This window comes from Burkholderia sp. Tr-20390 (assembly GCF_017104595.1).
GTDB lineage: Bacteria > Pseudomonadota > Gammaproteobacteria > Burkholderiales > Burkholderiaceae > Burkholderia.
In genome coordinates this window covers 1-26,956 of record NZ_JAAGPC010000119.1, presented here as the reverse complement: position 1 = coordinate 26,956, position 26,956 = coordinate 1, and the positions used below count along the sequence as shown (strand labels likewise).

29 protein-coding genes are annotated in these 26,956 nt (G+C 66.6%); 13 read left to right on the top strand and 16 right to left on the bottom strand.

From position 1 onward, the window contains the following. Nucleotides 1-943 (bottom strand): pyruvate dehydrogenase (locus G3N98_RS26685; RefSeq protein WP_206149667.1); only part of this gene is annotated, 943 nt, incomplete at its 3' end. A 105-nt stretch (nt 944-1,048) separates the two neighbouring features. Between G3N98_RS26685 and G3N98_RS26680 the strand changes: the two genes are divergently transcribed. Both G3N98_RS26680 and G3N98_RS26675 read left to right on the top strand, forming a co-directional pair. Next, nucleotides 1,049-1,696: a glutathione binding-like protein gene (locus tag G3N98_RS26680; RefSeq protein WP_089475166.1), complete on the top strand. Its 648-nt coding sequence runs from the start codon at nt 1,049-1,051 to the stop codon at nt 1,694-1,696. Between the two features lie 202 nt (nt 1,697-1,898). After that, the gene (locus G3N98_RS26675) at nt 1,899-3,416 is read left to right on the top strand and encodes a cytosine permease (RefSeq protein WP_089475165.1); all 1,518 of its coding nucleotides are present in this window, start codon (nt 1,899-1,901) and stop codon (nt 3,414-3,416) included. Nucleotides 3,417-3,599: 183 nt separating this feature from the next. On the opposite strand, the gene G3N98_RS26670 is transcribed toward G3N98_RS26675, so the two are convergent. From G3N98_RS26670 to G3N98_RS26660, 3 genes are all read right to left on the bottom strand, one after another. Continuing rightward, nucleotides 3,600-4,355, bottom strand: a complete 756-nt coding sequence (locus tag G3N98_RS26670; protein ID WP_206149666.1) for a glucose 1-dehydrogenase — start codon at nt 4,353-4,355, stop codon at nt 3,600-3,602. A 42-nt stretch (nt 4,356-4,397) separates the two neighbouring features. Continuing rightward, entirely contained in the window at nt 4,398-4,934 is a 537-nt protein-coding gene (locus tag G3N98_RS26665; protein WP_206149665.1) for a VOC family protein, read from the bottom strand. 206 nt (nt 4,935-5,140) lie between these two features. Further along, nucleotides 5,141-6,058, bottom strand: a complete 918-nt coding sequence (locus tag G3N98_RS26660; RefSeq protein WP_089475162.1) for a LysR family transcriptional regulator — start codon at nt 6,056-6,058, stop codon at nt 5,141-5,143. A 337-nt stretch (nt 6,059-6,395) separates the two neighbouring features. On the opposite strand from G3N98_RS26660, the gene G3N98_RS26655 reads away from it, so the two are divergent. The 3 genes from G3N98_RS26655 (at nt 6,396) to G3N98_RS26645 (ending at nt 9,904) form a co-directional block, all read left to right on the top strand. After that, on the top strand, nt 6,396-7,712 hold the full coding sequence (locus G3N98_RS26655) for an MFS transporter (protein WP_206149664.1): 1,317 nt from the start codon (nt 6,396-6,398) through the stop codon (nt 7,710-7,712). Nucleotides 7,713-7,868: 156 nt separating this feature from the next. After that, nucleotides 7,869-9,119: an MFS transporter gene (locus tag G3N98_RS26650; RefSeq protein ID WP_206149662.1), complete on the top strand. Its 1,251-nt coding sequence runs from the start codon at nt 7,869-7,871 to the stop codon at nt 9,117-9,119. 173 nt (nt 9,120-9,292) lie between these two features. Then, complete coding sequence (locus G3N98_RS26645) at nt 9,293-9,904, top strand: cysteine hydrolase family protein (protein ID WP_206149661.1); 612 nt, start codon at nt 9,293-9,295, stop codon at nt 9,902-9,904. A 20-nt stretch (nt 9,905-9,924) separates the two neighbouring features. On the opposite strand, the gene G3N98_RS26640 is transcribed toward G3N98_RS26645, so the two are convergent. The 3 genes from G3N98_RS26640 to G3N98_RS26630 all read right to left on the bottom strand — a co-directional run bounded on the left by G3N98_RS26640 (nt 9,925) and on the right by G3N98_RS26630 (nt 13,487). Beyond that, nucleotides 9,925-11,550, bottom strand: a complete 1,626-nt coding sequence (locus tag G3N98_RS26640) for an amidohydrolase (protein ID WP_206149660.1) — start codon at nt 11,548-11,550, stop codon at nt 9,925-9,927. A gap of 410 nt (nt 11,551-11,960) precedes the next feature. Further along, on the bottom strand, nt 11,961-12,776 hold the full coding sequence (locus G3N98_RS26635) for a helix-turn-helix transcriptional regulator (RefSeq protein WP_206149659.1): 816 nt from the start codon (nt 12,774-12,776) through the stop codon (nt 11,961-11,963). 234 nt (nt 12,777-13,010) lie between these two features. Beyond that, nucleotides 13,011-13,487, bottom strand: coding sequence for a nuclear transport factor 2 family protein (locus G3N98_RS26630; protein ID WP_206149658.1), 477 nt, complete (start codon nt 13,485-13,487; stop codon nt 13,011-13,013). 329 nt (nt 13,488-13,816) lie between these two features. Between G3N98_RS26630 and G3N98_RS26625 the strand changes: the two genes are divergently transcribed. Then, nucleotides 13,817-14,203: a helix-turn-helix domain-containing protein gene (locus tag G3N98_RS26625; RefSeq protein ID WP_089475156.1), complete on the top strand. Its 387-nt coding sequence runs from the start codon at nt 13,817-13,819 to the stop codon at nt 14,201-14,203. A 491-nt stretch (nt 14,204-14,694) separates the two neighbouring features. Here the strand turns inward: G3N98_RS26625 and G3N98_RS26620 are convergent, their stop codons facing one another. After that, nucleotides 14,695-15,069 carry a YXWGXW repeat-containing protein gene (locus G3N98_RS26620; protein WP_089427150.1) on the bottom strand — a complete coding sequence of 125 codons (375 nt, stop codon included), beginning with the start codon at nt 15,067-15,069 and terminating at the stop codon, nt 14,695-14,697. 608 nt (nt 15,070-15,677) lie between these two features. Between G3N98_RS26620 and G3N98_RS26615 the strand changes: the two genes are divergently transcribed. Further along, nucleotides 15,678-16,796 carry a porin gene (locus G3N98_RS26615; protein WP_089427151.1) on the top strand — a complete coding sequence of 373 codons (1,119 nt, stop codon included), beginning with the start codon at nt 15,678-15,680 and terminating at the stop codon, nt 16,794-16,796. A gap of 174 nt (nt 16,797-16,970) precedes the next feature. Here the strand turns inward: G3N98_RS26615 and G3N98_RS26610 are convergent, their stop codons facing one another. Beyond that, on the bottom strand, nt 16,971-17,369 hold the full coding sequence (locus tag G3N98_RS26610) for a GreA/GreB family elongation factor (protein WP_059239999.1): 399 nt from the start codon (nt 17,367-17,369) through the stop codon (nt 16,971-16,973). Nucleotides 17,370-17,882: 513 nt separating this feature from the next. Here G3N98_RS26610 and G3N98_RS26605 point away from each other — a divergent pair. Next, nucleotides 17,883-18,212 carry a DUF4148 domain-containing protein gene (locus G3N98_RS26605; protein WP_089427152.1) on the top strand — a complete coding sequence of 110 codons (330 nt, stop codon included), beginning with the start codon at nt 17,883-17,885 and terminating at the stop codon, nt 18,210-18,212. A 153-nt stretch (nt 18,213-18,365) separates the two neighbouring features. Here the strand turns inward: G3N98_RS26605 and G3N98_RS26600 are convergent, their stop codons facing one another. Continuing rightward, entirely contained in the window at nt 18,366-18,827 is a 462-nt protein-coding gene (locus tag G3N98_RS26600; RefSeq protein WP_069252006.1) for a CBS domain-containing protein, read from the bottom strand. A 177-nt stretch (nt 18,828-19,004) separates the two neighbouring features. Between G3N98_RS26600 and ribA the strand changes: the two genes are divergently transcribed. From ribA to G3N98_RS26590, 3 genes are all read left to right on the top strand, one after another. Further along, nucleotides 19,005-19,655, top strand: a complete 651-nt coding sequence (ribA, locus tag G3N98_RS26595; protein ID WP_069260282.1) for a GTP cyclohydrolase II — start codon at nt 19,005-19,007, stop codon at nt 19,653-19,655. 149 nt (nt 19,656-19,804) lie between these two features. Continuing rightward, a complete protein-coding gene (locus G3N98_RS39925; protein WP_241026091.1) occupies nt 19,805-19,939 on the top strand; it encodes a GNAT family N-acetyltransferase in 135 nt (44 codons plus the stop codon). Next, a complete protein-coding gene (locus G3N98_RS26590; RefSeq protein WP_241026090.1) occupies nt 19,929-20,369 on the top strand; it encodes a GNAT family protein in 441 nt (146 codons plus the stop codon). Before G3N98_RS39925 ends, G3N98_RS26590 begins: the two co-directional genes overlap by 11 nt. A gap of 21 nt (nt 20,370-20,390) precedes the next feature. Here the strand turns inward: G3N98_RS26590 and G3N98_RS26585 are convergent, their stop codons facing one another. Next, entirely contained in the window at nt 20,391-20,777 is a 387-nt protein-coding gene (locus G3N98_RS26585) for a VOC family protein (RefSeq protein ID WP_089427154.1), read from the bottom strand. A 298-nt stretch (nt 20,778-21,075) separates the two neighbouring features. On the opposite strand from G3N98_RS26585, the gene G3N98_RS26580 reads away from it, so the two are divergent. After that, the gene (locus tag G3N98_RS26580; protein WP_206149657.1) at nt 21,076-21,366 is read left to right on the top strand and encodes a hypothetical protein; all 291 of its coding nucleotides are present in this window, start codon (nt 21,076-21,078) and stop codon (nt 21,364-21,366) included. Nucleotides 21,367-21,540: 174 nt separating this feature from the next. Here G3N98_RS26580 and G3N98_RS26575 read toward each other — a convergent pair whose 3' ends face one another. The 3 genes from G3N98_RS26575 to G3N98_RS26565 all read right to left on the bottom strand — a co-directional run bounded on the left by G3N98_RS26575 (nt 21,541) and on the right by G3N98_RS26565 (nt 23,623). Further along, nucleotides 21,541-22,305, bottom strand: coding sequence for a hypothetical protein (locus G3N98_RS26575; RefSeq protein WP_179257735.1), 765 nt, complete (start codon nt 22,303-22,305; stop codon nt 21,541-21,543). A gap of 51 nt (nt 22,306-22,356) precedes the next feature. Next, nucleotides 22,357-22,965 (bottom strand): acyl-homoserine-lactone synthase, encoded by a 609-nt coding sequence (locus tag G3N98_RS26570; protein ID WP_027789397.1) that lies wholly within the window; start codon nt 22,963-22,965, stop codon nt 22,357-22,359. Between the two features lie 214 nt (nt 22,966-23,179). Next, entirely contained in the window at nt 23,180-23,623 is a 444-nt protein-coding gene (locus G3N98_RS26565) for a DUF4902 domain-containing protein (protein WP_089432911.1), read from the bottom strand. A gap of 72 nt (nt 23,624-23,695) precedes the next feature. Between G3N98_RS26565 and G3N98_RS26560 the strand changes: the two genes are divergently transcribed. After that, entirely contained in the window at nt 23,696-24,415 is a 720-nt protein-coding gene (locus G3N98_RS26560) for an autoinducer binding domain-containing protein (RefSeq protein ID WP_089432910.1), read from the top strand. A gap of 46 nt (nt 24,416-24,461) precedes the next feature. Here the strand turns inward: G3N98_RS26560 and G3N98_RS26555 are convergent, their stop codons facing one another. After that, nucleotides 24,462-25,169, bottom strand: a complete 708-nt coding sequence (locus tag G3N98_RS26555) for an MgtC/SapB family protein (RefSeq protein WP_089427160.1) — start codon at nt 25,167-25,169, stop codon at nt 24,462-24,464. A 305-nt stretch (nt 25,170-25,474) separates the two neighbouring features. Continuing rightward, a partial coding sequence (locus G3N98_RS26550; protein WP_241026089.1) for a TolC family protein occupies nt 25,475-26,956 on the bottom strand: 1,482 nt, incomplete at its 5' end.

Sequence of the window (26,956 nt, the reverse complement as noted above, 5' to 3'; positions counted from 1 at the left end):
CGCCGATCTGCGCGGCGACGTGCCCCGCGTAGCCTGTCACCGCAAGCACCGGCGTGCGGCTGTCGCCGATGCATCGGCGCACATGTGCGATCCGCGGTTCGTCGTGCGGATGCAGCAGGTTCCACCGGTCGGCTGCATGACCGTCGCGGGCGAGTTGCGTGTAGCTCGGGCAGCTCCAGATCGTCGAATCGATGCGCCATTCGTCGTGCAGCAGGTCGGCCGCCTCCAGCACCTGCGCGAGCGTGCTGCCCGCGCCGCACAGCCGGATCTGCGCAGCCGCGCCGGCCGCTATGCGCCGGCCAGCCCGTACCATGCCGCTGCACGCATCGCGGGCCGCGGTGGCCGACAGCGGTTTCGCATCGGGTACGAGGTCGTCGTGGCTCGCGAGGTAACAGAATCCCGGCTGGCCGGCGACATAGAGCGTGCGCAGCGCGTGGCGCAGGATCGCGATCGCCTCATGGCCCGACGCCGGATCGTACGGCGTGCACGCGGGGTTCGCGGCCAGCCAGTGCGGGACATCGGGCGTCACGCCCTTCGGCCAGGACGACGCGACCGTTTCGGCATCGTTGACGAAGATCCCGCGATCGATGGTTTCGACCGACGCCAGCCGCAGCCGGTCGGTCGCGCGTGCATGCAGCAGGTACAGCAGTGGTTTCTCGAACCGCTTGCGCGCATCGAGAAACCGTAGCGGCCACGCACTGATGCGGCGATGTGCGTCCGCGTCCGCAGACGGCTCCCGCGCATCGGCTCGTATGACCCAGACGCGTTCCGACGTCGCCGCATCGCATTCGAGGCAATCGGCGGCCGCGCGCATCGCGCCGAGCGGCGACACCGCTCGGCCACGCGGCGCGAGCCGCTGCGTGATCAGCCTGTCGAGGCAGGCCGCCGCGGCGCGGCGGGTGTCGGGTGTCCGCACGGGCGGACCGGATCGCGCAGTCTGCATGTCCCTCCTTCGAGTACTGGCATGTCGCCGGGTCTATCGGTTCCGGCATAGGATTGCAATTGCAACGATTGTAGTTGCAACGACAACCGGAAGACAAGGACCACCATGATCTCGACGCATCCCCTCACGTTTTATACGGCCAACACGCCGAACGGGCACAAGGTCGCCATTTACCTGGAAGAGGCCGGGCTCGCGTACGACCGCGTGCACGTGAACCTGTCCGCCGGCGAGCAGCGCAGCCCGGCGTTCCTCGCGATCAACCCGAACGGCAAGATCCCGGCCATCGTCGACCACGACGCCGGGCTGACCGTGTTCGAATCCGGCGCGATCCTGAGCTATCTCGCCGCGAAGACGGGCGTTCTGCATCCCGACACGCTGGCCGAGCGCACGGCCGTCCAGCAATGGCTGCACTTCCAGATCGGCGGGATCGGGCCGATGCTCGGCCAGCTCTGGTGGTTCCTGCATGCATCGAAGACGGTCAATGCGCAAGCGCTCGAGCGCTACCGGAACGAAGCGCGGCGTCTCTATGGGGTCGTGAACGGCCGCTTGGCGGAATCGGCGTATCTCGCGTCGCCGCGCTACTCGATCGCCGACATCGCCGCGTTTCCGTGGCTGCGCACGGCGCCCGAACTCGATCTCGATCTGGCCGACTACCCGCACGTCGAGCGCTGGCTCGCCGGCATCGAGGCGCGGCAAGCCGTTCAGCGGGGCCTGATCGCCTGCCGCGCGCCGGCTGCGGAGGGCGCGCACTGACCTCGCATCGCCCGCGCCGGACGGATGGCGCGGGCGCCGGCCGCCGGCCTGCCGGGAAACATTGTTCTCGTTCGTCGTAAACGTCTCGAATGCGTGATATTTGCGCCGCGCGATCCGGTTTAGAGTGGCCGCGAATCGATGACGATGTGTCGTATCGCCGCAGTCCCGGGCGCTACAGACGCACCAGAGGAGTGGGAGACAAATGAGTGAAGGCAGGATTACGCAGGTCGAGTCGTTCGGTTTCGAGCGCATTCCCGATGCATCGCGCTATGCGCGGCCGATCGATCTGTTCAGGTTGCTGTTCGGCGGCTGCAATACCTTTTCCACCTCGGTGCTCGGCAGTTTTCCCGTGCTGGTCGGGCTGTCGTTCAAGGCGGGTGTCTGCGCGATCGTGCTCGGCGTGCTCGCCGGCACCTGCATCCTCGCGCCGATGAGCCTGTTCGGCCCGCGCAACGGGACGAGCGACCCGGTGTCGTCCGGCGCGCATTTCGGCATCCACGGCCGGATCGTCGGCTCGTTCCTCGCGCTGCTCACGTCGATCGCGTTCTTCTCGCTCGCGGTGTGGAGCTCGGGCGACGCGCTCGTCGGCGGCGCGCACAACATGGTCGGCGTGCCGGTCAACGGCTTCACGCTCGGCGCGGCGTACATGGTGTTCGCGGTGCTCGTGCTGATCGTCTGCATCTACGGCTTCCGCTTCATGCTGTGGGTCAACAAGATCGCCGTGTGGGCCGCGAGCGTGCTGTTCGTCGCGGGCCTGTTCGCGTTCGCCGGCCTGTTCGACGTGAGCTATGCCGGCACGGTGCAGCAGGGCAGCGCGGGCTTCTGGGCCGCGTTCGTCGGCGCGGTGCTGGTGGCGCTGAGCAACCCGGTATCGTTCGCGTCGACGCTCGGCGACTGGGCGCGCTACATCCCGCAGCGCACACCGAAGCATCGCGTGATGGGCGCCGTGTTCGCCGCGCAGATCGCGACCTTCGTACCATTCTTTTTCGGGCTTGCAACCGCGACGATCATCGCGACGAAGGCACCCGCGTTCATCGCGTCGAACGACTATGTCGGCGGGCTGCTCGCGATCTCGCCACGCTGGTTCCTGCTGCCGATGTGCCTGATCGCGATCATCGGCGGGATGTCGACCGGCACGACCGCGCTGTACGGCACCGGCCTCGACGTGTCGAGCATGTTCCCGCGCCTGCTGAACCGCGTGCGTGCGACGCTGCTGATCGGCACGATCGCGATCGCGTTCATCTTCGTCGGCCGCTTCTGGTTCAACCTCGTCGAAAGCGTCGCGACGTTCTCGACGCTGATCGATACGTTCAGCTGCCCGTGGATGGCGATCATGGTGATCGGCTACGTGACGCGGCGCGGCTACTATCTCGCGGACGACCTGCAGGTGTTCAACCGCGGGCTGCGCGGCGGCCATTACTGGTTCACGCACGGCTGGAACGTGCGCGCGATGGGCGCGTGGCTGCCGGCCGCGTTCGTCGGGTTGTCGTTCGTGAACCTGCCGGGGCAGTTCGTCGGGCCGCTCGGCAACCTCGCGGGCGGGCTCGATCTGAGCGTGCCGGTGTCGCTGGTGGTGGGCGGCGTGCTGTATTTCGTGCTGCTGATGCTGTATCCGGAACCGGATGGCGTGTACGGTCCGCACGGGCGACGCTTCGTGCGGGGTGGCGGCAGGCAGGCGGCGCGCGGCAATGGCGCACCGGCGATCCAGCCGAGGGGGTAAGCGCGGCGCGTGGTGCGTAGCGCCGCCCAAGACGATGCCGCCGCGCGGGGCAGCCGCCGGCGGCATTGTCGTTTTTGAGCGTGTGGTTGCCGGAGGGGGCGGCTGTACGCTCCACGCAGCACCGCACAAACGCAAACGAAAACGCCCGCCGGGTTGGCTGGCGCGCGTCGACCTGGATGCGGTTCAGTGGAACGAACTGCCCGCGAGCATCCCGCCGTCGACGACGAATTCCGACCCGGTGCAATACGCGGATTCGTCGGACGCGAGGAACAGCACGAGATTGGCCACCTCGTCGGGCTTGCCGATGCGCGCGATCGGCAGGCCGCTGTAGATCGAAGACGGATCGAAGTCCGCGAACTCGGGCGGGCGCGCCATCACCGTATCGATGCCGCCGGGGTGCACCGAGTTCACGCGAATGCCGTAGCGGCCGAATTCGAGCGCGGCGGCCTTCGTCATCCCGCGCACCGCGAACTTGCTCGATACGTATGCGCTGCCGCCCGCGACGCCCTCCATCCCGGCCGTCGACGACACGTTGACGATCGAGCCGCCGCCCGCCGCCTTCAGTGCGCCCAGCGCCGATTTCATGCCGAGCCAGCAGCCGACCTGGTTCACGTCGATCACCTTGCGATAGTCGTCGAGCGAGCACGCTTCGATCGGCACGAGCTTCAGGATTGCTGCGTTGTTCACGAGGATGTCGAGGCGGCCGAAATGCGCGAGCGTCGCATCGACGGCAGCCTGCCAGCCGGCTTCGTTCGTCACGTCGAGATGCTGGAAACGTGCGGCGTCGCCGAGTTCGGCCGCGACGCGCTGGCCGGCTTCGTCCAGCACGTCGGCGATCACCACGCGTGCGCCTTCGGTGACGAACCTGCGCGCTTCCGCTTCGCCCTGGCCGCGGGCACCGCCCGTGATCAGCGCCACCTTGCCTTCGAGTCGTTTCATGCCGCTTGCTCCTGTGAGTGAGAGGGGCGCGCGCGGGGCCGCTTACGCGGAGGCGCCCGCCGCGTCGATGATGCGAACCGGATCGGTGCCGTCCCATGCGCGGGCCTCGGCGATGCCGCGCGCGATCATGTCGCGCATGCCGGCGCCTTCGATCACTTCGACGCGCACGCCGGGATCGCAGGCGTCGTCGAGATAGGCGATGCGCGTGGCCGGGTTGCGTGCGTCGAACACGACACGCAGGCCACGGGATGTGAGCCGTGCGAGCGCGGCATCGAGATCGTCGACGACCCACGCGACGTGATGCAGCCCGACGAGCGGCTGCCCATGCACATCGCGGTATGGCGAGCGCGCCTCGTTCGTCACGTGAATCAGTTCGATCTGCAGATCGCCGCGATACGCGAGCCCGACGTCCATCGTGACCGTCACGGGTTCGCCGAGATGGAAGCCGTCGAGGCGCACGTTGCGAAATACGGTCCACGGCCCGACGTCGTGGCGTTCGCGCCAGCGCGCGATGCTGCGGTCGAGATCGGCGACCACGTAGCCGATCTGGTCGATGGGGCCGAGGAGTGTGTCGTTCATGGCGTCTCCGTGGCGGACGCACGTGTGCGGGCCGTGCGATGCATGCCGGCCATGATCGCAACAAAGCGCGTGCTGCGAGCCATCCAAACGGATGAGCTCGTGCGCTTCGTCGCTGCGTGGCGGGTGGGTAGGTGCGCCAGGGCGCGACGATGCAGGCGTGCGAAGTAGAACGGAGAAGGCGCGCTTCGGGCCGGGCGATCCGCGTGTTACCGCGCGTTCGGCCCCTTGACCGTCAGCCGGCACACGGTTGCCAGCGCAAGCAGGTTCGGGTCGCGTTCGCGCCGGTGCAGGAAGCTCAAGCCGATCGTCTGGCGGATCGTCGGCCCGGCGAGCGGCACGAGCGCGATCTTGTGCGCGAACAGGTCGCGCACGCGACCGGGCAGCAGCGAGCAGCCGACGCCGCCCGACACGAGGTTGATCAGCGAGAAGATGTCGCCGACCCGCATCACGACGTTCGGCGTGACGCCGGCCGAACGAAACGCTTCCGTGAAGCCGTGATGTGTCGCGAAGCCTTCGCCGAGCGACACGAACGGCGCGTCGCCGCACGAGCACAGATCGATGGCATCGTGCCGCGCGTACGGCGAGTCGATCGGCGCGGCGAAGAACATCTCGTCCTCGAACAGCGCGATCGATTCGATCTCGGCATCCGGTTCGGGCAGCGCCATCAGCGTCGCGTCGATCGCGCCTTGCCGCAGCTTGTCGAGCAGGTCGGCATTCGAGCCGAGCACGAGCTCGGCCTGCAGCTCGGGGCGGCGCTCCTTCAACGCGATCACGACTTCGGGCACGGTGCGGATCGTCAACGAGTAGAGCGAACCGATCTTCAACTGGCCGGCGCCGTAGCCGGCCGCCTCGCGCGTCGAGCGGATCCCGTCCGTCATCGTCTTGAGCACTTCGCCCGCGACTTCGGCGAGCACCTGCGCGGCGTCGGTCGGCATCAGGTTCCGCCCCTCGTGGCGAAACAGCGCGCAGTGCATCCCTTCCTCGAGCGTGTGCAGCGCGCGGTGCACGCTGACCGTGCTGACGCCCAGCGCCTCGGCAGCCTTCGCGAGGCTGCCCGCTTCCATGAAGGCGAGCAGCACCTCGAGCTTGCGGAACGTGATCTCTTCGTTGATGCGGTTGCGCATGGTGCGGGCGACGGGAAGGGCGACCGACGATTCTGCCGCAGAACCGGGGCAGCAACAATGCGCGGATTTCCGGGGTTTTCGCAGGGCGGCGCCGGGCGGGGCAACATTTAATCTCCGGCTAATCATCTGCCGCGGGTATTAATTGATGCGGGTTTTCGGCGTCCCTATGATCGTTTCACGCTGGTCGTACGGGCAGGCCGCGAGGTTCCGATGGTGCGGGCCCGTGCCCGCGCCCGCACCTTACCGGCCGGCGATACGAACAGCCGGTTCGCCCATGCGTGCCACGCAACACGGCATGCATGCGGCGCGGCGCCATGAGACTGCAGGAGAGACAAGCATGCGCGACTCACGTCGGAACTCGCGGCATCGGCAGGTGGTTGCCGCTGTCGTCGGCAATACCCTCGAGTGGTACGACTTCATCGTTTACGGTTTCTTCTCCGGCATCATCGCGCGGCTGTTCTTTCCCGCCGAGAGCCAGTACGCGTCGCTGCTGATGTCGCTCGCGACCTTCGGCGTCGGTTTCTTCATGCGCCCGGTGGGCGGCATCCTGCTTGGGCTCTATGCGGACCGCAAGGGCCGCAAGGCCGCGATGCAGCTCATCATCTTCCTGATGACGCTGTCGATCGCGCTGATCACGTTCGCGCCGTCGTACGCCGTGATCGGCCCGGCGGCGCCCATCCTGATCGTCGTCGCGCGGCTGCTGCAGGGTTTCGCGACGGGCGGCGAATACGCGAGCGCGACCGCGTTTCTCGTGGAAAGCGCGCCGGAGAACCGGCGCGGGCTGTACGGATCGTGGCAACTGATCGGCCAGTGTCTCGCGGTGTTCTCGGGCGCCGCGATGGGCGCGTGGGCCACGCAATCGCTGTCGGACGCGGCGCTGGATAGCTGGGGCTGGCGCGTGCCGTTCGCGCTCGGGCTGCTGATCGGGCCGGTCGGCCTGTGGATCCGCCGGCACATGGAGGAGACCGAGGCGTTCGTCGCCGCGAGCAAGTCGACCGTCGAGCCGCCGGCGAGCGTGTCGGGCGTGCTGCGCGACAACCTGCGCGGCGTGCTGGTGTCGATGGGGCAGACGATCACCGGCACGGCCGTGTTCTACGTGATGCTCGTCAACATGCCGACGTTCGTGCACAAGACCTTCGGGCTGCCGCTCGACCAGGTCTTCAAGGTGCAGATGGCGGCGGTTGCGCTGCTGACGGTGACGATCCCGTTCGCGGCGCTCGTGTCCGACCGCATCGGCCGGCGTCCCGTGCTGATCGCCGGTTCGCTGGCGCTGCTGACGGTCACGTATCCGCTGTTCACGTGGCTGGCTGCCGCACCGGGCATCGGGCGCCTGCTCGTGATGCAGCTCGTGATCTGCACGATCATCGGCATCTGCTACGGGCCCGCGCCGACCACGCTGGCCGAGCAGTTCGCGACGCGTTCGCGCTCAACTGGCATCGCGCTCGCGTACAACGTCGCGGTGATGGTGTTCGGCGGCTTCGCGCCGTTCATCGTCACGTGGCTGACGCACGCGAGCGGGTCGCCTGTCGCACCCGCGTGGTACGTGCTGTTCGCGGCATCGTTCGGGCTGCTCGCGAGTGTGTTCATGCACGACGGCGCGCCGTGCGTGCTTGCACGCCGGCAGTTTCAGGGCGAGCCGGTGAGCGCCAAGTAGCGGCCGTGGCCCGCCGCCCGCACCGGCGAGCCATCGGCGCGGGCGGCAGGCAGGGTATCGGTCCTGCCGATGCTTAGCATCGCGGGCGGCGGCCTACCGCGGCCGCCGTCCGGTCATTACGCTTGGGCGATCATCCACTCTGTCCGGAAGGTCGCCATGTCCCGGCTCGACTACAAGTTGCTCGGCCCCTGCCTGCTCGCCATCGCGATCGACGCGATGGGCTTCGGGCTCGTCTATCCGATGATGTCCGCGATCTTCAGCGATCCGCACGCGGGCATCCTGCCGGCCGACGCCGGCGCGCATGCGCGCAATTTCTACCTCGGTCCCGGCTACGGGATCTACCCGTTGTGCATGTTCTTCGGCTCGTCGCTGATGGGCGACCTGTCCGATCGTTACGGCCGGCGCAGGATCCTGCTGCTGTGCGTGCTCGGCCTCGCGGCCGGCTACGCGATGATGGCGGCCGGCGCGTGGCACGCGAGCGTCGCGCTGCTGCTGGCGGGCCGCGGGCTCACCGGGCTGCTGGCCGGCTGCCAGGGCATCGCGCAGGCGGCGATCACCGACCTGAGCACGCCGGAGAACAAGGCATACAACATGAGCATCATGTCGCTCGCGTTCAGCGCGGGCGTGATCGTCGGCCCCGTGCTCGGCGGCGTGACGTCCGATCGCACGATTTCGCCGCTGTTCGACTACGGCACGCCGTTCGTGCTGGTCGCCGCGCTGTCGCTGGCCTGCGCGTTCTGGACCTGGGCGTCGTATCGCGACTCGGCCGCACCGCGCGGCGACACGCGCATCGATCCGCTGCTGCCGCTGCGGATCATCGGGGAGGCCGCGCGCCAGCGCAACGTCGCGCTCCTGTCGGTGGTGTTCTTCCTGATGCAGGTCGGCTATGGGCTCTACCTGCAGACCATCATGCTGCTGCTGCAGGCGAGATTCGGCTACACGAGCGCGCGGCTCGGGCTGTTCAGCGGCGTAATCGGGCTCTGCTTCGTGTTCGGGCTGCTGTTCGTCGTGCGGCGGATGCTGCGCGTGTGGCGCGTGGTCGACATCGCGAAGACGGGCCTGCTCGTCGCGGGCGTCGGCCAGGTCCTGTCCGCGCTGTTCCCGCACGAGCCGGTGCTGTGGGCGCTCGCGATGGTCGTCGGCTGCTTCGACATGGTCGCGTACACGACGATGTATACGGCGTTCTCCGACGCGGTCAGCGAGGACCGGCAAGGCTGGGCGCTCGGCGTCGCGGGCTCGGTGATGGCCGTCGCGTGGGTCGTGACGGGCGCGCTCACGAACCTGCTGCCGGTGTTCGGCGAGATCGGCCTGCTGCTGATCGGTGGCGCGGGCTTCCTGCTCAGCTTCGCGATGATGGTTGCGTATGGCCGCACGCAGCCGGGTGCGCGAACAGCCGCGCTGTCGTAGGCGGTTTGCACGTTGGCCCGATCCTGTCGGACGTTGTCCCGCGCACCGCTGTCGCGCCAGGCCGCGCGGCACGACACTGGCGCCTCGCGTCCCGGGCGTATCCGGGCCGCGTCCGGCGGCGCCGGCTGGCCCGGCGCGCCGTTCCTTCGACATGCCAACCGAGAGAGCGACCCATGCAACATCCGACCATCCGTACCCTGGCGGGCGCGAGCGCGCCGACATCGATCGCCGCCGCCCGCACCGCGCTGCTGGTGATCGATTTCCAGAATGAATACTTCAGCGGCCGCCTGCCGATTCCGGAGGGGCCGCGCGCGCTGGGCAACGCGCAGCGCGTGATCGCGTTCGCCGACCGCGCGGGCATGCCGGTGTTTCATGTCCAGCACGTCGATGCGGCCGACGGCCCGATCTTCGCCGACGGCAGCGACGGCTTCCGCTTTCACGCGGACCTGCAGCCGGCGGCGCATCACACGGTCGTGAAGAAGACGTCGGTGAGCGTGTTCCCGACGACGGACATCGATGCGCGCCTGAACGCGGCCGGTGTCGACACGCTGATCGTCACGGGCCTGATGACGCATGCATGCGTCGCCGGCGCGGCACGCGATGCGGTGCCGCTCGGCTACGCGGTGATCGTCGTCGACGACGCATGCGCGACGCGCGATCTCGATCTCGCGGATGGCGGCACGGTATCGCACCGCGACCTCCACCGCGCGACGCTGGCCGCGCTGTCGGACACGTTCGGCGACGTGCTGACGACCGAGCAGGTGCTGGCGCTGGCCGTCGCCTGACGGCACGCCGAATGCGTGCTTCAATCGGCCCAGCCCGGCGCGGCATACACGACTTCGCCGCGGAAGCACGTCTCGATCACACGGGTTTGCGCAAACGTCTCGACCGGGTGCGCGAACGGATTGCGGTCGAGAATCGCGAAGCTCGCGTCCTTGCCCGCTTCGAGCGAACCCGTGCAGTCGTCGAAGCGCAGCGCATACGCGGTGTTCACCGTATAGACCTCGAGCATCGTGAGCAGGTCGAGGCGTTCGTGCTGATTCCACGGCGGGCTGTCGGGCTGGTCGATCAGCAGGTGCGTGACGCCCGTCTGGATGATCTGCATCGGGTCCATCGTGCTGACCGACCAGTCGGAGCCGGCCGCGAGCATCGCACCCGCATTGCGCAGGCTGCGGAACGGATAGTTGCGCGCGGTGCGTTCCGCGCCGAGCAGGTCGCGATAGAGCTGCTGCTGCTCCTCGCGTGCGGCCGTCCACAGCGTCTGCACGCTGGCGATCGCGCCGAGCCGGTTGAAGCGGCTCATGTCGGCCGGATCGACGAGCTGCAGGTGCGCGAGCTGCGCGCGCCGGTCGCGCATGCCGTTGCGGATCTGGACGTATTCGAGCGCGTCGAGCGTCATGCGCACCGCGCGGTCGGCGAGCGTGTGGAAGTGCAGGTCGAAGCCGGCCGTATCCGCGAGCAGGCAGATCTCGTTCAGCGCGTCCTGGCTCCACAGCGCGAGGCCGCAGTCGTCGGTGCCGGCGTACGGCTCGAGCAGCGCGGCGGTTTTCGATTCGGGCACGCCGTCGACGAAGATCTTCACCGTATGCAGGCGCAGGTTGTCGCATTCGTATTCGCGACGCCATCTGGCGAAGCGCTCGATCTGCTCGCGCGGATCGCGGCGCGGGTTCGCATAGAGGCCCGCGCTCATGTACACCTTCAGCGTGCCCGCGCGCTGTGCGTCGGCATACGCCTTGAGTTCGGCCTCCTCGACGCGCGCGTCGAACCAGCCGGTGAGACCGTAACCGTGCGCCATCGCGTGCGCTTTCACGAGCGACTTCGGGTAGCCGGCCGGGCTCAGTTGCGGAATGATCGGGCACACGCGGTAGAACGCCGCTTCGTGCACGACGCCATTCGGCGCGCCGGACGCATCGCGCTCGTACACGCCGCCGACCGGGTCGGGCGTATCGGCGTGGATGCCGGCCGCTTCGAGCCCTTTCGTGTTGAGGCAGCCGCTGTGCACGTCGAAGCCGACCACGAGCAGCGGCCGGTCGGGCACGATCCGGTCGAGCCGCTCGCGGGTCGGATACGCGCCGAATGCGGCCAGGTTGGCGCCGCCGAGATAGACCCACGGTTCGTTCGGCGTCGCATCGGCGCATGCGCGAATACGCTGCAGGATCGTGTCGGGATCGTTGATGCCGGACAGGTCGAAGTCACCGAGGATCTGGTGGCCTTCGAGCGGGTGCACGTGGCCGTCGATGAGGCCCGGCAGCATCAGCCTGCCGGCCAGGTCGACGATGCGCGTCGCGGGGCCGGCCAGCGGGCGGATGTCGTCGTCGCGGCCGACGGCGATGATCTTGCCGTCTTTGGCGGCGAGCGCCTGAGCGAAGCGGCGCTGCGCGTCGCCCGTGTAAAGCAGGCCGTTCAGATAGACGGTATCGGCGTGTTGCATGTGTCTCCTCCGGATGGGGGAAGGTTCGACGGGCGCACGTGTCCGGCGGGCGGGCCGTGTGGCTCGTCCGGTCGCGTGAACCCGGTCGGGTTGGAATGAGATGCGGGGCGGCTAGGTGCCGGTGTTGCGTGGCAGGCGCGGCGATGCGTCGTGGTGAAGGCCGGCCGCCGCCGGAGCGTCATGCCGATCGCGCCACCGTGTCTGACTCGGCGGATCGATGGGCGACGCGCGCGCGGCCGTGCGGGCCGGCGTCCATCCGGTATTCGGCATGCCGTGTCTCCGTGATCTCCGACACGTTCCGGTCGTCGGGTGAGTCAGATACTAGGAGCGGGGCGGCCGGCTGTCTGTCATCGTTTTGAGGACAAGACGCGACAAAGAAGAGTGGGCGTGCAGCGATGCGGAGGTGTCAGCTATTGACCGCGGTCCCCCGGTGATTCTTCTTCTGTCACGCACCACGCGAACAGCCCGGCCCGGTTCGCCACGCCGAGCTTCGCAAGCGCGCGCCCGAGATAGGTGCGCACGCTGCTGGGCTTGAGTGCGAGGGTGTCGGCGATCTGCGGGACCGGCTGGCCTTGCAACACCGCGCGGCATACGAGCCGTTCGCGCTGCGACAGCGCCGCGCCGCCGGCCGACAGGCGCTGCTCGAACCGCTGCAGCAACGCGCCGTCGTCCGAACGCGGCGTCAGGCGGGCGAGCCGTGCATGCTGGATCAGGAGCGGCAGCACGAAATCGCCGAGCTGCCGCAGCAGCGCCAGTTCGGCCAGCGTATAGGACGGCTGGCCGCGCCGGCGGAACAACGAGAACGCATAGACATAGTCGCGCTCGCTGCCGAGCAGCGTGCAGTCTTCGCCGAGTTCGCCGAGCGCGAAATGGCGGCCGTATTCGGTCGCCGTATCGATGTCCTCGTTGCACGAGAACACGAGCTGCGAATCGGTGGCGCGCTCGATATGCGGGAGCAGCGTGTCGGTGCGCCAGTCGCCCTGGGTATAGAGATCGAGCGCGTGGCGCGTGCCGTCGGGATCGTCGCCGCCCGCGAAGAACAGCACGTCGACACTGTCGACCGACTGCGACGGCGCATCGCGGCGGTAGCGCGTCGCGACGCTGTAATGGGACTGCGGATCGACGGTTTCGCGCAGCCATGCCCAGAGCCGGGCGGGAAACTGCGGACTGCCGAGGCTGGCGACCAGGTCGCCGGCATTGCTGAGGGAAATATGGGCGGGGCTCATCGTTGACACCGTCTTCGCGAACGGCCGCTCGGGCCGGCCGTGCTTCGCGTATGACGGCGCACCGGCGGCGCGTCGGCAGGCGGTGCGGTCATGCGGGACGGAGGCCGGCGCGGCGGCGAAGCTCGATTGTAGGGGACTTCGTCGCCGCAGGGCATGCGCGCTTGCCCTGCGGGCGGCCGATCATCCTTGGACAGGTGGTGCGCATCGTGGCGCACCACGTGCCGGCCCCGCGCGTCAGAACATCGTGTTCGCGTTCGCGGACTTCTCGGGTACCGACTGGATCACGTCCCAGTGCTCGACGATCTTGCCGTCTTTCACGCGGAAGATGTCGACGACCGCTTCGCCGCGGTCGCCAGGGCGTTCGGTCGCATGCACGTGCAGGTAGACGAGGTCGCCGTCGGTTGCGCTGCGCACGATGCGTGCGCGCGATGCCGGGTTCTTCTGGAACGCGCCGACGAAGTACGACACGAACGGCTTCTTGCCGTCCGGCACGTGCGGGTTGTGCTGCTTGTAGTCGTCCGCGACGACGGCGGCGGCCTCGACCGCTTCGTGCTTGTTGAAGAAGCGGTCGTAGAACGTCAGCACGAGCTGGCGGTTGGTTTCCTCGGCGGCCAGGTCGCGCGTGGCCGGGCCGGCGGCCAGCGCGGCCGTCGACGCGGCCAGCAGGACGAGCGCGGCAACGGCGCGAACGGGGGAGCGGAGCGATGACATGTAGCGGGTTCCTTGTCTGACGAAGCGTGGGTGGGTGCGCGATGGGCGACGGCGGTTCGAGCCTGCCGCGGCGATCGGCGGGCGGCGGTGCGGGGTTGCGGATACACGCGCCTTGGCGCCGCGAGGGGTTTTCCGCCCGGCCCGTATCGTGGCGACACGGGCCGGTAACGGCCGCGCGCCGTCGTCATGCTTCGTTGAACTGGCGAATCCGCGCGGCTGTCGGGCCGATCGAATGGTACAGTTGCCGCGAACCCGTCACAAGAAGTCAGCGCGGTGTGAACAGGTCACACCGCGCTGACCATGCGTTGCCCGTGAAAGAGAATCCAGTCATGCCGTTTTCGCCCGCCGACGAATCCGTCGAACTCGATCAGCCATGCCCGATTCGCGATGTGCTCGACCGCATCGGCGACCAGTGGAGCCTGCTCGTGCTCGAGACGCTGTCCGGCGGGACGATGCGTTTCAACGAACTCGGCCGTGCGATCGGAGATGTGTCGAAGCAGATGCTGTCGCGCACGCTCAAGCGGCTCGAGCAGGACGGCTTCGTCAGTCGCACGCTGTACGCAGAAGTGCCGCCGCGTGTCGAATACGCGCTGACCGACCTCGGGCGCTCGTTCCTGACGCCGATGCAGGCGATGATCCGGTGGGCCGACGAACATCATCGCGCGATCTGCGCTGCGCGACGTCGTGCGAGGGAAACCGAAGGGGGCGGGCGCTGAGCGGGGCGCTTGCGCCGCCTTGTCGCTGGGCGTTGTGCTGCGTTCGGGTGCGATGCGACGACGCGTGGCTTGATTGCCAGTGCATCGCCATTGCATGAGTTCGTTATCCGAATGATTTCGTCGAGTTGAGCAAGGACGCTGATGTTGCGGTGCGTTCCATTCGTCCCGTATGCGGAAAAGCGCTGTCGATGCTCCGTTTACAAGGGCAGGTACGGGATGATCGAGATGGCGGTCTTTCTGCGCATCGCGTACAAAGGGTGCGGCAGGGTCCGGTCGAGGCGGGATGGTGCGCCGTAGACCGGCGAGCACGTCGATGGGCGAGGTTGCGTGACCGGAAGCATCCCCCTGGTTAGCGCGCCGGCATCGGGCTGGGGGCAGGATTCGTTGGGGCGCCTGCCGGGCATCATGATGTTGATGTCGCGGCGGAGCGGCACGGGTTCGCTCGCGCCGCCTGCCCCGAGCCTGCTACTGGTCAGGCGCCCGGCGGCTGCCTATCGCCACGTACCGTCGACGTAGATCCACACCTGTCCCTGGCGTCGCCAGTAGCCGGGCACCCACCGACGCCCGGGGCGTCGTGCGACCCAGCGCCCCGGCACCCATATATAGCGGCCACGCTGCCAGCGCCAGTAGCCGTCGGTCCATATATAGCCATGCGGCCGTGGCGGCGGCGGACGGCGGTCGTGCCGGGCGGCCGGCGGTGCGAAGCCCGGGCGATCCGGATAGGGCGGGCCGCCGGGCACGCGATTCGGGCCGGACGGCCGGTACACGGGCGGCGCGGGCTGGGCCGAGGCGGCGCGGAGCCAGCCGCCGGTGCCGACGAAGGCGGCGGTCAATCCGATGGCGCGTAACAACGAGCGTCGATTCATGGCATGTCCTGTTCTGTATTCGAGGCTGCCTTACATTAGCCTGCCACTCGGCCGGCCGGGTTACGCGAGCGGTTAACGCTGTTACCGTGTGTCACGGCAGGTGGGTGAACCGTCGGCGGGTGGAAGCTGGCCTTTCTATATGGATGGCTGCCGGGGAATGTGACCCGCTAAACGACCGTCGAGCCCTGTTTACTGGCCGACGGATGCGTTTTAGGTGTCCGAGGCCAGAAATTCGAGATCAAGTTGGGTAAAATTTGCCGATTTCGGGGTGTCGCGCCGAATCCGTTTGTTGTTTCTATGCAACCGTCAAGACGATGACATGTAAGAATGGTGCGATGAAAGGCTCCAAAAAGCCCCCGTCAAGAAGTCAAAAACAAACGTCAAAACAAATACTTATAACTCGTCCCCACTTTCATTATTTCTAGTTCTGGAAAAGCTTATTTCTTTATTTGCGGATCGCTCCCCTAGGGTACACCCCTAAACTCACGGTTCCCAAACGGGCAACTATCCGGGCGCGGCCAGCAGGATCGATGGCGCTCCCGGGCGGTTGAAGACCGTTTATGAACAAGGTCGCGAGACCTGCCTCTTTTTAGAAGGGAGCTCCACGAATGAACAAGACTCTGATCGTTGCAGCAGCTGCAGCATCGTTTGCTACCGTCGCTCACGCACAAAGCAGCGTCACGCTGTACGGCGTGCTGGACGCAGGCATCACCTACACGAGCAACGTCCAGCCGGCACTCGGCCAAGCTGGCAAGTCGCGTTGGGCGATGGGTTCGGGCATTGACCAGAGCCGTTTCGGCCTGCGTGGCTCGGAAGACCTGGGTGGCGGCCTGAAGGCAATCTTCACGTTGGAAAGCGGCTTCAACATCGGTAACGGCAAGTTCGCGAACAGCAACGGCATGTTCAACCGCCAAGCTTTCGTCGGCCTGTCGAGCCAGTACGGCACGGTCACGCTGGGTAAGCAGTATGACGCAACGCAAGACTACCTGGCGCCGCTGACGGCAACGGGCTCGTGGGGCGGCACGTACTTCGCGCACCCGCTGAACCTCGACCGTCTGAGCACGAACGGTGATGTCGCTCAGAACAACACGATCAAGTTCACGAGCGCTAACTACGCTGGCCTGCAATTCGGCGGCACGTACTCGTTCTCGAACAACACGAACTTCGGTAACAACCGTGCGTACAGCGCAGGCGTTGCATACCAGTTCCAAGGCCTGAAGCTGGCGGGTGCATACTCGCAAGCGAACCTGGGTGACGGTACGAACGCAAACGGCGCAACGTCGTCGGCAATCGGTGGCATCGCTAGCCAAGGCCGCGTCCGCACGTACGGTGCTGCTGCTGGCTACGCATTCGGCCCGGCACAAGTCGGCGCTGCATGGACGCAAGCTCGCCTCGACAACAACGCAGTCGGTCTGGGCACGCTGCGCACCGACAACTACGAAGTCAACGCAAAGTACAACCTGACGCCGGCTCTCGGCCTGGGCGCTGCTTACACGTACACGAACGCGAAGATCAACAACGGCAGCACGCACTGGAACCAGTTCGGCCTGCAAGCTGACTACGCACTGTCGAAGCGCACGGACGTCTACGCACAAGCTGTGTACCAGCGTGCAGCGAAGAACGGCATCGGCGCGTCGATCTACAACGGCAGCAACTTCAGCGACAACCTGCCGAGCTCGTCGATCAACCAAACCGCAGCAACGGTTGGTCTGCGTCACCGCTTCTAAGCGTGACGGCGGGGTAACCCGCTACGCAGCATCGAAAAAGGCGCCTTCGGGCGCCTTTTTTTTCGTCTGCGGAATGTGGTGTCGACGATTCGCGTCGTCCGGATGCAAAAAAGCGAGGCCAGTGCCTCGCTTTTTCGCTGTGCCCCGCTGCGGCGCGGTACCGGCGGCAGAGGCTCAGCGCGTGTATTCGCCGTTGGCTTCCGGCTGGAACACGATCGCGGCGACCTTCATCTGCTTTTCGGCGCCGCTCGGCTGCGTCACCTTGACCATCTGGCCGCGCTGGGTGCCCAGCAATGCCATGCCGACGGGCGAGAAGACGTTCAGGCGGCCGAGCTCGAGATTGGCGGCATCCGGATAAACAATCGTCCAGGTGGCTTGTTCCTGGGTCGCTTCGTCGAGCAGCGTGATCTGCGAGTTCATCGTGACGACGTTCGCCTTGATGGCGTCGGGCTGGACGATGTCGGCGCGCTCAAGAAGCGTATCGAGCATCGTCTGAAAGCGCGGGTTGTGTTCGGCGTGCTTCTCGAGGCGAGCAACGTCGAGTTCGGTCAACTGGTAAAGGCGTTGTTTCATGGCAGTTCTCCAAATGATCGGCAAGGGCAGGCGTGGCGTGCCTATGGGGATCGCCCGGAGCCTGTCTGACCTGGCTCCGGGAGGAGACCGAGCCGTCAGATCAGGCGCCGGGCAGGGGCGAGCGGCGCCTGGGCCGTGCGTCGAGCGAGGGGATGCGCCGGATGACCGGCGCGCGCGCGCACGCCGGCCGGGCCGGACGGCGAAACCGAAAGGGGCGTGAGCGCGCACATGGTGGATGGAAGATCGACTGACGAATATAACCTTACGATTCTACAACACAACCTTCGGGATATGTGATTCGGCTGTCGGCATTTTGTCAGCGATTGTTGTGCGAGTGAAGCAAGTTGCTGCGATATCGTCCGTGATGTGCCCGCGATTTTTGTCAAAATCGCAACGCTGTATGTTCAAACTAAGGGTTTCCCCTTGGGTTGGCGAGAACTACACTGGATTCAATCGCTTCAGACAGTCCCTGCCGAGGCGACGCCAAAAGAGAACATATACCGGAGGTAAATCATGAAGTCGGTCATCTACGCAGCTATCGCCGCATCCGTCCTTGCCACCCCGATCGCATCGTTTGCACAGTCCGAGCAGGGGCTGACGCGCGACCAGGTCAAGGCCGAGCTCGTGCAACTCGAACAGAACGGCTACAAGCCGCTGGCGAGCGATTCGCAGTATCCGGACAACATCCAGGCCGCGGAACAACGCATTCAACCGAACCAGCCGATGCTCGCGCAAGCCGATACGAGCGGCTACGGTGCCGTGGCGACCAGTGCGGGCCAAGCCGGCCGTCGCATGACGCGTGAAGCACCGAATCCCGTGAACTCGGTCTATTTCGGCAACTGAACGTCCCCGGGTCTGCCCGAGCGCACCGCTTAATCGACGAGACGCGCACCCGTTGTGCGCGTCATTCGCCCGCAGGAGCAGAACCTCCGTCGCCGCATTCCGGCGGCTTTCCGCCCAGACGCTCGCGCGTTTGGGCCTTTTTTGCTGGGCGGGTCAGGCGGACGTGACCGCGGGTGTGCCGTGGATATAGTGTTCGAGCTGGCTGATCGTGAACTGCTGATCGGCAATCACGCTCTTGACGAGGTCGCCGATCGAGATGAGGCCGACCAGCTTGCCGCCGTCGAGGACGGGCAGGTGGCGCATCCGGTGCTCGGTCATCAGCGCCATGCACTCGTCGGTGGATTGCGACGGTTCGACGTAGCGTACCTTCGCCGTCATGATTTCCTCGACGCGGGTGGCTTTCGACGAGCGGTCCTGCAGGACCACCTTGCGCGCGTAGTCGCGCTCGGTGACGATGCCCGCGATGTCGTCGCCGTCCACGACCAGTAGCGCGCCGATGCCCTTTTCGGCCATCAGCTTGATGGCGTCGTAGACGAGGTCGCTCTTCGTGACGGTGTAGATGGTGCGGCCCGAATCCGGCTTGGCCTTGAGAAGTTGCGCGACAGTCGTACTCATTCGCTTTCTCCGTGTGCAGGTCGATGCTGGGCAGGCAGGGTGTGATGCTTGTCACCCGATGAGCCCAGTATAGCCGCGCAGGTGGCGGCAGTCGCGTGACGATTCCAGATTAGCGGTAAACTCCGGTCACGCACTATCCACACAACTCCTACATTCCTGAACGTTTCGATTGAATTCATGATGTCTTCGCGTCCCCAATCGCCCACGCCGGGCAATGGCCAGGCCGACGAGTGCGTGACGCTCGTCGCTACCGCGTCGCTGCCCACGCGTTACGGTACGTTCACGTCGTACGCTTTCCGCGTATCGGGCAGCGATGCCGAACATCTCGCGCTCGTGATGGGCGACGTTGCCGGCGAGCAGTCCGTGCTGACGCGCCTTCATTCTGAGTGCCTGACCGGCGATGTATTCGGCTCGTACCGCTGCGACTGCGGCGAGCAGCTCGATCTTGCATTGCGTTACATCGCGGCCGAAGACCGCGGCGTGCTGCTGTATCTGCGCGGCCACGAAGGGCGCGGGATCGGCCTGAGCAACAAGATCCGCGCTTACGCGCTGCAGGAGCAGGGGCGCGACACCGTCGAGGCGAACCTCGACCTCGGCCTGCCTGACGACGCCCGCGAATACGACTCTGCCGCCGCGATTCTCCGGATTCTTGGCGTGACGTCGGTGCGGCTGATGAGCAACAACCCGGCGAAGTTCGACACGCTCGCGAAGCACGGTATTCCGGTTTGCGAACGCGTGGCGCTTGCGGTGCCCGTGCGCGAGGAAAACGAGCGTTATATCCGCACGAAGCAGACGAAGTTTGGGCACTACTTCGAGGAAAACGAGTAACCGCCGCGGGTGCACCGGCGCCCGTTTCTCGTCATCTGTTCCCTGGATCGTCGCCGGCAAAGGCGACGATTTTCATTTCCCTCCATCCGTTCCGCTTTCAGGTTTGTGACGGCACTTGCGTTATGCCGCCAGAACGATCCATCGCCCCTATGTCCACACCGTCGAAGCTTGAAACCGAGCGCTTGACGCTGCGTCGCTGGCGGCCGACGGATGCGGGCGCGCTGTCGGCGATGCATGAGGATCCGGACGTGACCGCATGGCTCGCGCGGCCCGATGTCCGTTGACGAGGCGAGCGACGTCATCGCGCGCTTCGACGCGCATTTCGAGGCATACGGTTTCGGCCCATGGGCCATCGAGCGCCGTGCCGACGCGACGCTGATCGGGGTGTGCGGCCTGTCGCACGAAGCGCGAGCAACGCATCCGATGGCGCCGTGCGTCGAGATCATGTGGCGGCAGGCGCGTCACGCCTGGGGGCATGGCTACGTTGCCGAAGCGGCCGCTGCCGCATTGGCCGACGGGTTCGACCGGATCGGGCTCGGCGAGATCTTCGCGTGGACGGCCGACACCAACCTGCGATCACGGCACGTGATGCAGCGGCTCGGCATGCAGCATCAGCCCGCGCGTGATTTCGACCATCCTGCGTTGCCGGAAGGGCACGCGCTGCGTCGGCACGTCGTGTATGCCGCTCGCGCCGCCGGCCTGGCCGGCGCGTAACGGTTCACGCGTGTTCGCCTGTCAGCGCCATGTGCCGTTCTGCAGCACGATCCGGTAGCCGTCGGCATCCTCGAAGGTCTGGCCGGATATTTCCCAGTACGGATTGAACGACGTCACCGGCATGAAGCCATGTTCTGTGGCGCGCGCGCATGCAGCCTCCCATTCCGGCCGATCGGGCAGGTAGAACACGATCAGGTCTTCGGGCGTCGGTGACGGCGCGATCGGATGGTCGGGGCAATGCGTGAATTCGAAGTGATAGTCGAGGCCGTCGCGCCCGAGCATCACGCCGGAAAACCCGTCGTGATCTTCAAAGCGCGCAAGAACGGACAACTCGAGGGCGTCGCGATACATGCGCTCGGTGCGGGCGAGGTTGCTGACCGGGCGGGCAATGCGCAGATGGGCGTGCAAGATGGCCTCGGGGGCGAGTGGCGGGCCGGTCAATGATAAGCCGGCCGATCCGGATTGCGTGTGACGAACGGAGCGCGCTTCGGCGCAGGCCCATCGTATCGAACGATATGGGCTCCTTCCGGCCAAACGAATCGAACCGCCGAACCTCGTCTCGTGAAAGAAAAAAACATGACGCTCCCGATCAAATGCGCGCACCCCATTGCAGCCGGTGCTTGTCAGGACAACCTTCGACGTGCTGTTTTCGCGTCAGTCTGTCGATCGATGGGCCGACGTGCCGATCCCGGGCGAGAGGGCGCAAATGAGTAAGCCCGATCTCCGTCGGCCGGTTACCGGCCCTTATCGCCAGTCGCGATGGGCGGGCGCGTTGGAGGTTGCCTTTGGATGGGTGGCCAAGGGAACGATGGTGCTGGTCGGACTCGGCATGGTCGCGTTGGCGGCCCTGACGGGCGACGTGAGTGCGCTGGTGGATCTGCCAACGACCAAAAACGGCTGGTTGTACCTGCTGCTGGTCGTGATCGGGGTGGTGGCGCTGATATTTGCGGTACACCACTACTGGCCGTGGCCGTCTGGTGTGCGCCCGGCAGGTTAGGCGGGGTGGAAGGAGATCTGTCCCCCGTTATTCACGCAGGCAAGAAAAAGCCCGCTACATTGAGCGGGCTGAATCCATGTTTGGAGACATGGAGGAGACAGACGTAAATTTAAGGGAAAACCCGAGGCATGGCAAGCCCTAGTTGTATCGATACAACTTTCTGTTGCATCGCACTCACATGCCGCCTGCCCGGGCGTGCGCCGCAAACGCGCTGAAACGCTCCTGCGCGACCGGTAACGCGTACTTGTCGCGCATCTCCGTCTCGATCCATGCGCAGGCCTCGCGCGCGCAGTCGGTCAGCGCATGCCGCGTCGCATGGCCATCGATGTCGTAGACGAAGCGCACGCCGACCTCGTCGTCGGCCACCTGCCGCTCGAGCTGGTTGAGCTGCAGTTGCGGCCCATGCTGTTGCGACAGCGCACGGAGTTCGTCGAAGTGATATTCGAGCCAGTCGGCAAAGAACAGCGCGTCGCTGTGGCACGGCAGCCGGAAGGCCGCGCTGCGCGACGGGCGCGGCGCTGCTTCGCCGGCCGACGTGTGCGGGTCGCCGTCAGTGGCGATGGACGCGTCGACGGGCGCAAGCGGCTGCTGAATCTGGCGGTAGGGCTCGCGATCACGCAACGCGTGCCACAGCAATTCGTCGCCGGCGGCGCCGGATGGCTGCATCGTCAGGTCATGCCGGCCTTCGCCAGCCGGCGCGATGTCGCGGATCACGAGGCGCAGCGAGCAGAGCGGCTCGTCCGCGACCAGCAGCGTCGCCGCGCGCGGCAACCCGCAGACGAGCGGCGCGGCGCCGGCCGCACGGAACACGAGCCCGCGGCGGTCGAGCCGCACGAGCGGCAGCGGCCGGGGAAACGACGGGTAGGCGACCGCGATGCGGGCGCCGTTGGCGCTCGTCAACCCGGGCATCATCGCGCGAAAGACCTGAGACTGGTCCACGTTGATTCTCCTTCGTTACGATACCGCCCGGACAGAAACGCGCGTTCCGGTTCAGGCGGCGATGGCTTGCCGGGCGGCCTGCCCCGGCTCGATTCCTAGTGCGGCAAACGTTTGCGGATCGATGTCGATCCAACACGCGACCACCAGACGTCCGTCAACCTGCTTCGGCGGGCCTGCGCGGTGCGCGTGTATGCCGATCCGGCGGAACAGCCGTTCCATGCTCGCGAACGTCACGCCGATCAACTGCCGCGCGCCAAGCTGCGCCGCGCATTCGACGACGGCTGCGAGCATCGGGCGCACGGCCCATTCGGCATTGCCCGGCCCGCCTTCGTCGTCGGTTGCCGCAAACCGGGACAACTCCCAGACGGCGGCCGATTGCGGCAGCGGCATGTCTTCGGCGATCAGGTCGGCGAACAGCGACTTCAGCAGATACGGGCGCGTCGTCGGCAGCAGGCGCGCACATCCGCACATGTCGCCGCCGGCGTTCCGCGCGAACACGTACACGGTATCGTCGCGATCGAACTGGTCGCGCTCGAAGCTTTCGTTCGCCGACGGGAGAGCCCAGCCGAGCTGCTCGACGAACACACGGCGCCGGTAGCGCCCTAGATCCGCCGCAAGTTCGTGTGGCAACCGCCCTTCCTCGTGAACGAAGGTCCGCATGGTGTCCTCGGATCTGTGCTTTTGTATGCATGCATTACATCGCGCAGCACGAGGAGGCTGTAACTGGTAACTCTTACAGGATCGCGTCGGAAAGACGCTGTTTAGGACGTGGTAACGGTTTCTTGATCAACGGGATTGAAAACCGTGGCGCTTTTGCTTATAAAGAGCGCCAGCATGGCGGAAATTGTCAGAGGAATAGAGGCGCAGCCAGTTGTCACTGGAGCGTCGGACCGGCATGATAGGCGTCGTTGTGCCCGAGCAGGGCCGACGCGACCGCGGCGGGCCAGTCGATGCACGCGAGCCGTGCGGCGAGTGCGGCGGCCGTGCGGACCATGCCGATGTCGGCGCCCGTGGCGTCGGTGACCATCACGTTGCTGCGGACGTCGCCGCCCGCGATCACGAACGCGCCCGTCGCACGTTCGAGGTACCAGTCCCAGCCGATCGTCACGTAAGCGACGCCGGCACTGGCCGGGCGGTGCCATTCGGTGTAGCCGGCGAGGCGCGCGTCGATGGCGCTGTCGCGCAATTCCTCGAGCAGCGATGCGTCGAGGCCGCTTGCGACATGGTCGAGCGCAAGCACGGCTAGTGCGCTTTCTGACAGGCGTACGTAGCCGTCCGGGGACGGGCCGGGGACCGAGTGCAGCAAAGGTGAAGTCATGCGCGGAATGTATCAGCCTCGAACGGGTCTGGAACCTGACAAGTATGACAGCGTGACGTTGTCGGAGAATGAATGGAACTGCGCTGGCAGGATGCCTATCAACAATTCAGCGCCGCGGAAGACGAGCAGCAGCTCTTCCAGCGGATCGCCGCCTATTCCAAGCGGCTGGGATTCGAATACTGCTGTTACGGAATTCGCGTCCCGCTGCCCGTATCGAAGCCCGCGGTCGCGATCTTCGATACCTATCCGGACGGCTGGATGGCGCACTACCAGGCGCAGAACTACATCGAGATCGACTCGACGGTTCGCGACGGCGCGCTCAGCACCAACATGATCGTCTGGCCGGACGTCGACCGGATCGAACCGTGCCCGCTGTGGCAGGACGCCCGTGATTTCGGGTTGTCGGTGGGCGTCGCGCAGTCGAGCTGGGCGCCCCGCGGTGCGTTCGGCCTGCTGAGCATCGCCCGCCATGCCGACCGGCTGACGCCGGCCGAGATCAACATGCTGACGTTGCAGACCAACTGGCTCGCGAACCTGTCGCATTCGCTGATGAGCCGCTTCATGGTGCCGAAGCTGGCGCCGGCGGCGGCCGTCACGCTGACCGCGCGCGAGCGCGAGGTGCTGTGCTGGACGGCCGAGGGCAAGACCGCGTGCGAAATCGGGCAGATCCTCAGCATCTCGGAGCGGACGGTCAACTTCCACGTCAACAACATCCTCGAAAAGCTGGGCGCGACGAACAAGGTCCAGGCCGTCGTCAAGGCCATCTCGGCCGGGCTGATCGAGACGCCCTGACAGGGCGTGAAGGCGGCAGCGCAATATGCAGCTGCCGCCGGGCCGCTCACTCCATCATCGGCTCCGCTTCCTTCGCGGTCCAGCTCACGCTGGAAATGCTCTTCTCCATGCTCATCCGGCTCGCGATCTGCTCGAGCTTCTGCTGATCCTTCGGATGCAGCTTCAGTGTCGCAGTCACCTTCAGCCGGTCCGGCTGGTCGGGCACGTCCTCGCTCGTGAGGCTCTGGAACGACAGCGGCTTCGCATACATCGAGTTCGACAGCAGCGTGCGGATGTGCACTTCATCGGAGGCCAGGCAGATCACGGTGATCTGGTATTCGCGCACGAGATCGGCGTTCGATACCGGCGTCGCGTTGATCGCCTGGCTGACGCTGCGCAACAGCGTATTGGTGACCAGCACGACGCCGGTGCCGGCGAGCGCCGGCACGTAATGACCGGAACCGGACAGCACGCCGACGGCGGCCGAGCACCACAGCGTCGCGGCGGTGTTGATGCCCTGGATCGAGCCCTTGTCGCGCATGATCACACCGCCGCCGAGGAAGCCGACGCCCGACACGACGTAGGCGGCGATCTGCGTGACGCCCGCGACGCCGTTGCCGGTCAGCACGCCGAGCGTGACGAACAGGCACGCACCGCTCGCGACGAGCGTGATCGTGCGCAGGCCGGCCGTGCGCTGGCGCATCTGGCGTTCGAGGCCGATGGCGACGCCGCAGGCGAACGCGGTGAAAAGACGAAGTGCGAAATCGAAAGTCATGGTTGTCCTGCCGTGCAAGAAGCGCGTGCCGTTTCGCGTCGCTGCGGCGCAAGGCCGAAGGCGGCACGAAGATAGCCGTCATCGCGCGGTACTGTACCGCGCGAATGCGTCATTCAGTGTGAAACGGGAGGCGTGCGGCTCGCGGAACGCGAGCCGGGCAGGAGAACTGCGTCGGACAGGCGTTCAGGCGGCAAGCGGCGCACGCAACGGAGTGCTGCAACTGTCCACGATGGTTCCTGAAGGAAGAATGGGCGGCATTCTAGTGGGCGGCGAGCGCAGGCGTCAACCGCCTCGCGGCGGCCGCGCTACTGCGCCGAGCCGATCGTTCCCGTCGCAAGCGCGAGCGCGGCAGCGGCCGACAGTGCACCGGCATAGCTGTCGACCTCCGCGTTGCGGGCGGCGAGCAACTGGCTTTGCGCAATCGTCGCATCGGTGACCGAACCGACGCCGTTCCGGTACGCGGTCAGCGCCGCGTCGTAACTCGTCTGCGCGGCATCGACGAGCGCCTTCGCGGCGTCGTGCGACGCCAGGCTCGTCTGTACCGCGTTCTGCGCGGCGACCACCTGGCGGACCGCTTCCTCCTTGGTTCGCGTGAGGCGCGCGGAGGCGCTTTCCGCGTCGTTACGCGCCTGCATCAGCACGGCCGAGCGCAGCCCGCCGTCGTACAGCGGAATCGTCACGCCGAGGAACACGCCGCCGCCGTAGCGGCTGCCGTTCAGATTGACGGTCGGCGCCTGGTCGCCGATCGCGGGCAGCGCGGAGATGGACGTGCCGCCGCTCGCGTACGACGTCGACGCGGACAGGAAAATCTTCGGCATGAACGCGGCTTCCGCGGCCTTGATCTTCGCGCGATTGGCCTTTTCGAGCGCGAACGCGCCCTGCAGGTCGGGGCGGCGCGCGATCGCATCCGACACGATCGCGTCGACCGACGAGCCGAGCGAGGGCGGCAGCGGCCGCTTCGGCAGCGCGGCGACGGTTGGCTTCGACAGCGGCGAGATGCCGAGCGCGGAGACGAGGGCGAGGTAGCCGTCGCTCTCCGTGCCGTTCGCCTGCACGAGCGCGAGGTTGGCCTGTGCGCGGTTCTGCGTCGCCTGTGCGAGTTCGACGACCGTGCCGACGCCGTGCTTGAGCCGCGCGCGGGAGGCAGCGAGGATCGCGTCCGCGTTCGCGAGGCCCTGCTGGGCGCTGAGCGCGCGCGAGCGTGCGGCTTCGTAGCGGTAGTACGCGACGGTCACGTCGTGGATCACCTGCTGGTGAACGGCCGTGAACGCGACGTTCGACGCGATCGACGCCTGTTCGGCCGCTTCGACGCGCGCCGCGCGGCCGCCGAAATCGAACAGCAGCCATTGCAGCGACAGCGCCGAGATGGTGCCGTGCACGGTGGAGTTGCTCGACGAGTCGCCGAGGAACGACGACGTCGACCCGTGGTTTGCCTGGTAGCCGCCCATGGCCGTCGCGGACAGCTTCGGCAGGTAGGCCGTCTTGGCCAGGCCGACCGCGAGCGCGGCGTTGCGCGCGTCGTTCCACGCGATACGGGTCAACGGGTTCGCCGATTCCGCGAGATCGATCAGCTCGGGCAGCGTGTACGCGTGCGCGGCATCGAGCGCGGCCGGCGGCGAGACCGACGCGAGCGCCGGCGAGGCGGGCAGCGTGTAGTCGTGCGAACCTGGCGCGGACGCGCGCGGCGGGCCAGGCACGATGTCGCCTGCGGCGGACGTTTGCGGCTGCCACGGGCGGTCGGACGCCTCCGGCGCCAGATCGATCGACGACGTCGCGCAGCCGGCCAG